This is a genomic window from Microcystis sp. LSC13-02, assembly GCA_002282935.1.
Taxonomy (GTDB): Bacteria; Cyanobacteriota; Cyanobacteriia; order Cyanobacteriales; family Microcystaceae; genus Microcystis.
Genome location: MTBT01000156.1, coordinates 4,075 through 12,251, shown reverse-complemented (window position 1 = coordinate 12,251; position 8,177 = coordinate 4,075). Strand labels below are relative to the sequence as shown.

The 8,177-nt window shown below is 41.8% G+C and carries 13 protein-coding genes and 1 pseudogene; 11 read left to right on the top strand and 3 right to left on the bottom strand.

The window, feature by feature from the left end:
* Positions 1-55: helix-turn-helix domain-containing protein (locus BGL89_RS21240; protein ID WP_072024880.1), on the bottom strand; the 55-nt coding region annotated here is incomplete at its 3' end.
* A gap of 91 nt (positions 56-146) precedes the next feature.
* Between BGL89_RS21240 and BGL89_RS09485 the strand changes: the two genes are divergently transcribed.
* Positions 147-410 (top strand): DUF433 domain-containing protein, encoded by a 264-nt coding sequence (locus BGL89_RS09485; RefSeq protein WP_002799510.1) that lies wholly within the window; start codon positions 147-149, stop codon positions 408-410.
* Between the two features lie 107 nt (positions 411-517).
* Here BGL89_RS09485 and BGL89_RS09480 read toward each other — a convergent pair.
* A pseudogene (locus BGL89_RS09480) lies at positions 518-768 on the bottom strand (arginase family protein); the annotation flags it as partial.
* A 348-nt stretch (positions 769-1,116) separates the two neighbouring features.
* Here BGL89_RS09480 and BGL89_RS09475 point away from each other — a divergent pair.
* From BGL89_RS09475 to BGL89_RS09435, 10 genes are all read left to right on the top strand, one after another.
* Positions 1,117-1,344, top strand: coding sequence for a hypothetical protein (locus BGL89_RS09475; protein WP_286825503.1), 228 nt, complete (start codon positions 1,117-1,119; stop codon positions 1,342-1,344).
* Positions 1,341-1,562 carry a ParE family toxin-like protein gene (locus tag BGL89_RS21235; protein WP_353743922.1) on the top strand — a complete coding sequence of 74 codons (222 nt, stop codon included), beginning with the start codon at positions 1,341-1,343 and terminating at the stop codon, positions 1,560-1,562. The genes BGL89_RS09475 and BGL89_RS21235 overlap by 4 nt, the downstream gene beginning before the upstream one ends.
* A 234-nt stretch (positions 1,563-1,796) precedes the next feature.
* Entirely contained in the window at positions 1,797-2,462 is a 666-nt protein-coding gene (locus tag BGL89_RS09470; protein ID WP_286825502.1) for a hypothetical protein, read from the top strand.
* Positions 2,452-2,625 carry a DUF4160 domain-containing protein gene (locus BGL89_RS09465; protein ID WP_286825501.1) on the top strand — a complete coding sequence of 58 codons (174 nt, stop codon included), beginning with the start codon at positions 2,452-2,454 and terminating at the stop codon, positions 2,623-2,625. Before BGL89_RS09470 ends, BGL89_RS09465 begins: the two co-directional genes overlap by 11 nt.
* Complete coding sequence (locus BGL89_RS09460) at positions 2,585-2,773, top strand: DUF2442 domain-containing protein (protein ID WP_286825500.1); 189 nt, start codon at positions 2,585-2,587, stop codon at positions 2,771-2,773. Before BGL89_RS09465 ends, BGL89_RS09460 begins: the two co-directional genes overlap by 41 nt.
* Before the next feature lie 496 nt (positions 2,774-3,269).
* Entirely contained in the window at positions 3,270-4,070 is an 801-nt protein-coding gene (gene cobA / locus BGL89_RS09455; RefSeq protein ID WP_286825499.1) for a uroporphyrinogen-III C-methyltransferase, read from the top strand.
* 10 nt (positions 4,071-4,080) lie between these two features.
* Entirely contained in the window at positions 4,081-4,500 is a 420-nt protein-coding gene (locus tag BGL89_RS09450) for a secondary thiamine-phosphate synthase enzyme YjbQ (protein WP_045362918.1), read from the top strand.
* A 132-nt stretch (positions 4,501-4,632) separates the two neighbouring features.
* Positions 4,633-5,127, top strand: a complete 495-nt coding sequence (locus tag BGL89_RS09445) for a Photosystem I reaction center subunit III (protein ID WP_286825498.1) — start codon at positions 4,633-4,635, stop codon at positions 5,125-5,127.
* Positions 5,128-5,172: 45 nt separating this feature from the next.
* On the top strand, positions 5,173-5,301 hold the full coding sequence (gene psaJ / locus BGL89_RS09440) for a photosystem I reaction center subunit IX (protein WP_002738148.1): 129 nt from the start codon (positions 5,173-5,175) through the stop codon (positions 5,299-5,301).
* Between the two features lie 166 nt (positions 5,302-5,467).
* Positions 5,468-7,066, top strand: coding sequence for a peptide ligase PGM1-related protein (locus BGL89_RS09435; RefSeq protein WP_286825506.1), 1,599 nt, complete (start codon positions 5,468-5,470; stop codon positions 7,064-7,066).
* On the opposite strand, the gene BGL89_RS09430 is transcribed toward BGL89_RS09435, so the two are convergent.
* Positions 7,067-8,008 carry a glycosyltransferase family protein gene (locus tag BGL89_RS09430; protein WP_286825497.1) on the bottom strand — a complete coding sequence of 314 codons (942 nt, stop codon included), beginning with the start codon at positions 8,006-8,008 and terminating at the stop codon, positions 7,067-7,069.
* Positions 8,009-8,177: the final 169 nt, after the last annotated feature.

The following is an 8,177-nucleotide window of genomic DNA, read 5'->3' as shown; positions in this document are numbered from 1 at the left end:
ATAGCGACTCTTGTTCTGGTGTGGGGTAAAATCGAAACGAATAGGCTTTTTCCATGTCTCACATTTTAGCATATATTCCGTAAATGTGCTAGTATTTAACAGTAAAGCCGTCGTGAAACGACGGGGTTTCAGACCCAAAATTTTCGATGACTGTAAAAGCTAGTAGCCAGTTGGATATATTTGTTATGGCATTAATATCCCGTGTTGTTCACAGTGATCCCGACATTCTAGGGGGAACCCCTGTTTTTGTAGGAACTCGTGTGCCGATGAGAACCCTACTTGATTATCTTGAGGCTGGTGATTCATTGGAGGTATTTCTAGACCATTTTCCCAGTGTCAGTCGAGAACAGGCGATCTCAGCCCTTGAATTAGCAAAGGAAATGTTGACAGCCTATGCGAATCCTGCTTGATGAATGTGCCCCACGCCCGTTAAAGCGTGAGCTTGCCGATTACGAGGTATGCACAGTTGTGTTGGCGAAAGCAGCATAACTCCGCATCCCTGGCGATATCTCGATCCCAAATCACATTCTTCTCGACAAATAGCCCGAATTCCCACGGGTAAGGTCGGTAAACCCATTTCTAACACCCGACGCATCACACAGGCGTGGTTATGGTGGAGCCTTCGTACTCAAAACGCATATCGCCATGGGCATCAATTTGAACCACCGTAAAAGGTTCCGATAAAGCCTGTCTGTAAGCTTGTACTACTCCCGTGGTGATAGCGTGTTCACCCCCGACGGCGACGACAAATTTATCATCGGCGATTATTGGTTTCCTGCGGGCGATAATCTGGAAATATAGCCATCAGTTAGGCTGCTTCATACTGCTGTAACAAAAAACAACTATCCCCCAATAGCGATCGCTAAAGGTCGAATAATTATCAATTTTTTTTATCAAGGGGTGCGGTCAGATCTAGGAATCATCGCTAGAATAAGCCTATTTGTCAAGAATTTAGTTAAACAAGGTTTTTGGCAAGATGCTAATCTGGCTAACAAGCTTTTGGGGGTGATATAGGGAAAACTTCTGGTGATAGTTGACCCATATTGTTACTCTGGAGAGTTTTGTACAGAAAGTTGACCTATAATATCTAGTTATATTTTCAAGAGAAGAGAAAAAATGTTATCAACACTTCTAAGTAAAGCCGTACAAAAAGCTCAAGAACTACCAGAAGCAATTCAAGACGAACTGGCAGCGCAGTTTATTGAAGACATCGAAAATGAAATCAAATGGCAAGAAACATTATCTAAACCCCAAGACAGCTTAATTCTCAAAGAACTTGCTCAGAAAGCTATTGCGGATTCAGAAAACGGACAGACTGAAGAAATGGGATTTGATGAGTTATGAAGTCGGAACTAAATCCAGATTTCATCGGCTTATTTCAACAGCTACCAGAAAGAGTGAAAAGAACAGCCAGAAAAAATTACAAGTTATGGAAAGATAACCCAAGTCATCCAAGCTTAGAATTTAAGGAGGTCAATCAAGAAGACCAGATCTGGTCAATCAGAGTCGGTATAGGTTGGAGAGCGCTAGGAAGAATCAAGAGTAAGAATGTAATTGTTTGATTTTGGATAGGCTCTCACGCAGAGTATGACCAATTGTTAAAGAAGTTGTGAACCAAGAAACATAACAAATCACCGCACCCGAAATAATAGTGAAATTTTGTAACAAAGTGCAGTCATATCTAAGAATCTTTGCTATAACTTTGGAAAGCTTCTGTGATAAGTTTCCTTAAAGGAGATTGTTTGCAGTAAGCTAATCTGGCTAACACGCTCTTGGGGATGATATAGGGAGCTAGTATGAGTAATACTGAGACAACTGCTTATTTGGATAGGCTTTTGAAATTGTATGAGGAAAAACTTAATCGTTTTCGACTGTCGTTAGCTCTACTATTAGTCGGCACACTTGTTTTCTTCTTCCTAATTTTCTTTCCATACATAACTCTTTTGGGCAACCAAGAAGCTTGTCGAGAAAATCCTCAATGTACTAAACCTGAAAAATCTAAACTAGAAGATCGCTTATCAGAAATTACAACTAGCTGGGGCAAAGTACCCATATCAACTGCTGAAGTGACTGCTCTTTTTCCAGTAGGGGTTGCTTGTGGCTTTGTTGTTGTAACAGCACAGTTACAAGGATTAATACGTCTGCGTCGAGCAATTACTCAACAATTAAAAGCTTCCAGTAATTACATAGATGTTACTTTAATTGCTCCTCTTCTGATTGACCCTAAAAGTGGTTGGGTAGATCGGATAGCAGGAGTAACAATACTATTATTTCCCTTTTGTGTCTTTATATACTCAAGCGTAAAAATATCAACTCGCCTTGAAGTACTTAAAAATAAGCTCCCTTATATTCAATCTGCAAGATTTTATTATTTGATTTATTTTCTAAGTGCATTTACAGCTATTTATACCTTAGTAAGGTTATCTTTTCTTTTCCCGGGAAGAAACAAGAATGCACGTTAATGTTCATTGTGCAGAAGGAGAAGCTAAATTTTGGCTGGAACCACAAATTGAATTAGCTCGTAATCATAACCTATCTCGAAAACAACTTCAAGCGATAGAAACTATTATTAAGGAACGACAAAATGAACTTAGAAATGCTTGGACAAAACACTTCTCAAGCTGAAGTAACTCATATTTCTTCCCATGGAATATGGATTCTGGCAAACGATGAAGAAATGTTTCTTTCCTATCAAGATTTTCCTTGGTTTGAAGATGTCCCTATTAGACAAATTTTAAATATACAAGAGCCTTTTCCTAATCATTTTTATTGACCAGATTTAGATGTAGATTTAAGCAAAGAAATTATTAAAAATCCTGAGAGATTTCCTTTAAGTAGTCGTGCAAAATTAATTTCCTAGTCGAGACTCCGAGACAGGAGACTCCGAGACAGGAGACGGGAGACGGGATACAGCTATTAGGGATCGGATTTGAGTTTTCAGTTCACTGTTTCCTCACACCAGAAGTCTCACGGAGTAGTGGCTTAGATGTGTAATTAATTAATTGTGCTTAGATACTTAGTATGATTAACTCCCAATCCAACTTTAAAAACCCGCTCCCTTTCCCCCACTTTCCACTCCCCTTAAACGGGATTTAGGACCAGAGCGATCGCTAGATTAAGGGTTAAGTAATGTTAAGATCATAATTCTTCATCAAGAAAGCGCATGATCGCCGCGTAACTGTAGCTAAAAATACCAAATTTTGCTCCAGTCACAATACAGTAGGGATCAAGCGCATTCGATCGAAGCAAGAATTTTCTCCCCAGTATCTATGAATCAATCAGAAAGTTGCGGTAAGGTCTATCTCGTCGGTGCGGGTCCCGGGGATCCCGGTTTGTTGACCTTAAAAGCGAAAGTTCTCTTAGAAAATGCCGATGTTGTCCTCTATGATGCCCTAGTCAGCCCCTCGATTCTAGCCATGATTAACCACCGGGCCGAACAAATCCATGGGGGTAAGCGTCGCGGTCGTCATTCTCTGGTACAGGAAGAAATCACCGCTTTACTGATCGAGAAGGCCCAGACTAATACCGTGGTTGTTCGTCTCAAGGGGGGTGATCCCTTTGTTTTCGGTCGCGGGGGTGAAGAAATGCTCGATCTGATCGCGGCCGGAATTAGCGTCGAGATCGTGCCGGGGATCACTTCAGGAATTGCCGTGCCTGCCTATGCCGGTATTCCCCTCACCCATCGCAATTATAGTTCTTCCGTTACTTTCGTCACCGGCCACGAGATGGCGGGTAAATATCGTCCCCAGGTTAACTGGTCAGCGATCGCCCATGGCGCAGAAACAATTGTCGTTTACATGGGTGTGCATAATTTACCCTATATTATCGGCGAGTTAACCAAGGCCGGCAGAAGTCCAGAAACACCGATCGCCCTGATTCGCTGGGGAACAACACCGCAACAACAGCAATTAATCGGTACTTTCACCACGATTATGGACCAGATCGAAGCCACCGGCTTTGAAGCCCCAGCGATCGCTGTTATCGGTGCAGTGGTGGACCTTCACGATCTCTTACAAGCGGGACAACCTTTGCTCTCCAGGACAATCCCCCCCACCCCCATTTCTCTCTGATTCGGTTGCCATGCGTCAATATCAAAAATCCCTGACGATTACCACCAGTCCCAAGAATTTCCATCGTCTCACTGCCCCCATAGAAGCGATCGTGGCTGAATCGGGCATAACGACGGGATTATGCAGTGTCTTTGTCTGTCACACCTCCGCTTCCTTGCTGATCCAAGAAAATGCCGATCCCGATGTTCTCACCGATTTGGCCAATTTCTTCGCTAAGTTAGTCCCAGAAGATAGCAGTCTCTACTATCACTCTACCGAAGGGCCAGACGATATGCCCGCTCATATTCGCTCGGTCCTCACCCGGACATCGGAACAAATCCCGATCGCTAGGGGTAAATTAGTTTTAGGGATCTGGCAAGGTATCTATCTCTGGGAACACCGTCAGAGTCGTCACCAAAGACAAGTGGTGGTTCATATCACCGGGGTCTGAAGTGTTGCGTATAGTTTTGTAATAGAAACTTTACTCGCACCCCTCATCGGAGTAAGATTTTTTCCGTGTACGATCAAATTGTTCGCTTTTTGAACAAAGAACTTCATATTTCGTAACAAAAGGAAACAATTTATGCGAAAATTGTTCGCTCTGGCCCTGGTGCTATCTCTCTGGTTCACCTTTGCCGCTCCAGCGTCGGCTGATTTGTCCAATCTGACCCCTTGTAGCGAAAATCCCGCTTTCCTACAAAAAGCGAAGAGTTTCCGCAACACCACTCTCGACCCCGAATCGGGAGCCAAACGCGCTCAAACCTACTCCCAAGCTCTCTGTGGACCGGAAGGCTATCCTCACCTAATTGTGGATGGTCGTTGGGATCACATGGGCGATTTCTTTATCCCTAGCATCCTATTCCTGTACATTGCCGGTTGGATCGGTTGGGTTGGTCGGGCCTATTTAATCGCCGTGCGCGACAGCAAAGATGCCGAAATGAAGGAAATCATCATCGATGTTCCCCTCGCTTTGAGCAAAATGTTAACGGGTTTCCTCTGGCCGTTGGCCGCTTTACAAGAAGCCACTTCCGGTAAATTAACCGTTAAGGATTCGGAAATTACCGTTTCCCCTCGTTAATTTTTGTGTCAAACCCTTGACTTTTTATTCCCTAGGAGAACTCAGATGGAAGGACTTACTAAATTTCTCTCGTCCGCACCCGTGTTAATTATGGCGCTGCTGACTTTCACCGCCGGGATTTTAATCGAATTTAATCGCTTTTATCCCGATCTCTTATTCCACCCGCTAGGCTAAAGGCAATCTCAGGTGATTAAAGGGGATACAGAATCAACTGTATCCCTTTTTAAGGGCAACGATCGGAGGGATTGGGGGAATATTAAGAAAAGAAAGACACTGGAGACGACAGGCTCTAAAAATCGATAAGATACAGGTGTCTGTAACCACAGAGGTGGGACAAACCATGCTGTTAGATAGAGATTTGATGCTAGGAAAGCGGCTGCGCTATCAAGAATTACAAGAAAAATTAAAAGAGATTTGGCAGGGAGAAAACGTTCCCGAATCGGATGAATGGGATTATGATATCCTAGTTGTCCCTTCTTTTAGTATCGATCAGAGAGTCGGTCAAAAAGTAGCGGGTTTTTTACATTACGAAGAAAGATTATTATTTTCTCTGATTCGGTTGCGACACCCGAAAACTCGTTTAATCTATGTAACAGCGCAGCCACTGGCGCGGATGGTGATTGATTATTACCTGCAATTGTTGCCGGGGATTCCTTTTTCCCATGCTAATAATCGTCTGTTATTGCTGACAACTCACGATAGCTCTTTTCAACCTTTAACCCAAAAAATTTTGGAAAGACCGCGCTTAGTAGCAAGAATCCAGCAAGCGTTGCGTCGAGATCGTGCCTACATGGTTTGTTTTAATTCTACTAATTTAGAGCGAGAATTGTCTTTACAATTAGATATTCCTTTATTTGCCTGTAGTCCAGACTTATTGTATTGGGGTTCTAAAAGTGGCAGTCGCGAGATTTTTGGTCAAGGCAATATTCCCCATCCTGATGGTAGTTTACAGGTAAATACGGTCAAGGATTTGTTATACGAAGCCGCTAGTTTGTGGTCTCGTCAACCGCAACTAAAACGCATGGTAGTTAAGTTAAATGAGGGGTTATCGGGAGAAGGAAATGCAGTTTTAGATTTACGTCCTTTAGCGGGAATTGTTGATAGTAACAGTCTAGATTTAAGCGAGAGAATGAATCTCTTGGCCAAACAATTAGAGAAGATGAGTTTTCAAGCAAGGGATGAAAATTGGGACAGTTTTTCTGGCAAAATTGCTGAATTAGGGGCAATTGTCGAAGCTTTTATTGAAGGAGAAGAAAAGCGATCGCCGAGTGTGCAAGGTTATATTACACCCACGGGAGAAGTGAATATTCTTTCCACTCACGATCAAATTTTAGGGGGTCCCGATGGTCAAATTTATCTAGGTTGTCATTTTCCTGCCGATGAAAATTATCGCCTACAATTACAGGAATTAGGCCTAAAAATAGGGGAAATTCTGGCAGCCAAGGGGGCAATTGAACGCTATGGGGTTGATTTCGTCGCCGTGAAAAATCCAGAAACTTTAGTCTGGGATTTACAGGCGATCGAAATTAATCTGCGAAAAGGAGGAACCACCCATCCTTTCATGACTTTGAAACTTTTAACTAATGGTGAATACGATCAAGAAACTGGATTATTTTTCAGTCAACCTCACCAAGAAAAACACTATATTGCCTCCGATAATCTCCACAAACCCCAATACAAAGGTTTACTTCCCGATGATTTAATGGATATTATTGCTAAACATCGCTTACATTTTGATAGTAGCAGTAAAACAGGAACAGTTTTTCATCTCATGGGTGCGCTGTCAGAATTTGGTAAATTAGGGTTAACTTGTATCGGTAATTCTAGTGAGGAAGCTGCGGCAATTTATCAGCGTGTGGAACAGGTGTTAGATTGGGAAACAGAGCATAGTTCCATAAATTTAGGTTATTATTCTGGATTACCGATCACTTGGATATAACTAGACTGATTTACTGGGTATAATTTTTTGTTTCAGAGATTTAATCATCCAAGCAGGCAGTTCTAAAAATTGATAGATAGCTAGATTCCAAAGATAGCCATACCGAGGGAATTTTCTTAATAACATAACTTCCGATAAAAAGTAAAATCGCCAATTTCTTTGGTATTCAGGAGGATTATCTTCAATTCGTATTTGTTCGAGATAATTCGGCAGCCAGTGACCGATTACTCGCTCTTTTTCAAAATATTTAGCCTGAATATATAAACCTAGTAATCTATCTAAACACCAAAAAGGAATATATTTAATCGGACCAAATAAGTTCATGAGATTAGTAATTTCTATCGTCGCTACTTGCACAAGTTCACTTTTCCAAACTTTTTTATCAAAATTTTCTAAATGGGGACCATTTTGATCGCGACGTTGATTGAGAAAAACTTGGGGATTAAAAGGATTATCTAAAGGAGCGATCGGTAGTTCTAATAAATATTTGTTATCTTTAAATAAGTTACTATTATTCTCTCTTCTGCTACAGATAGCTAAACTTTTTATATCGGGAATTGTTGGCCAAGGACTCTCTAATTTTTCTCGTTCACCGTAGGGAAATCCACATCTGGCTAATCTTAATACCCAACTATTGGGAAAGCGGTCAAAATAGTCTTTGACTAAGGTGACGATCTCAGGGTGTAAATATTCATCGCAATTGATTGTGAGAATATAAGTACCTCTGGCATTTAAAAATCCTGTACTTCTTTGAATAATTTCACCCCGTAAAGCACAGACAATCTGTTTCATGCGTGGATCATTCACCGGCGAAGGTTTGACCCCGGGAGGATGAACTAAAATAAATTCTATATCTCCCTTGACTTTCAATAATTCTCCTAGCCAATGTTCGCTAAATCCCTCACGCATCGGGATAACGATCGATAGAAAAGTATTGGACATAAATTAACTCTTTAGATTTGGTTGTGATTTATCAAAGTTGTCTTGACCGCGATGCACTTAACTGGTTTAAATAGTTTCTAAATAGGGTCTGCTGAAAAAGTTTTTCGGTGGGGGTTGGGGGTTGGGGGTTGGGGGTTGGGGTGTGGGGTGTGGGGTGTGGGGTGTGGGG

Coding starts and splice junctions, on each gene's coding strand:
- BGL89_RS09485 (WP_002799510.1), top strand. CDS start 147: ATGACTGTAAAAGCTAGTAGCCAGTTGGATATATTTGTTATGGCATTA.
- BGL89_RS09475 (WP_286825503.1), top strand. CDS start 1,117: ATGTTATCAACACTTCTAAGTAAAGCCGTACAAAAAGCTCAAGAACTA.
- BGL89_RS21235 (WP_353743922.1), top strand. CDS start 1,341: ATGAAGTCGGAACTAAATCCAGATTTCATCGGCTTATTTCAACAGCTA.
- BGL89_RS09470 (WP_286825502.1), top strand. CDS start 1,797: ATGAGTAATACTGAGACAACTGCTTATTTGGATAGGCTTTTGAAATTG.
- BGL89_RS09465 (WP_286825501.1), top strand. CDS start 2,452: ATGCACGTTAATGTTCATTGTGCAGAAGGAGAAGCTAAATTTTGGCTG.
- BGL89_RS09460 (WP_286825500.1), top strand. CDS start 2,585: ATGAACTTAGAAATGCTTGGACAAAACACTTCTCAAGCTGAAGTAACT.
- cobA (WP_286825499.1), top strand. CDS start 3,270: ATGAATCAATCAGAAAGTTGCGGTAAGGTCTATCTCGTCGGTGCGGGT.
- BGL89_RS09450 (WP_045362918.1), top strand. CDS start 4,081: ATGCGTCAATATCAAAAATCCCTGACGATTACCACCAGTCCCAAGAAT.
- BGL89_RS09445 (WP_286825498.1), top strand. CDS start 4,633: ATGCGAAAATTGTTCGCTCTGGCCCTGGTGCTATCTCTCTGGTTCACC.
- psaJ (WP_002738148.1), top strand. CDS start 5,173: ATGGAAGGACTTACTAAATTTCTCTCGTCCGCACCCGTGTTAATTATG.
- BGL89_RS09435 (WP_286825506.1), top strand. CDS start 5,468: ATGCTGTTAGATAGAGATTTGATGCTAGGAAAGCGGCTGCGCTATCAA.
- BGL89_RS09430 (WP_286825497.1), bottom strand. CDS start 8,008: ATGTCCAATACTTTTCTATCGATCGTTATCCCGATGCGTGAGGGATTT.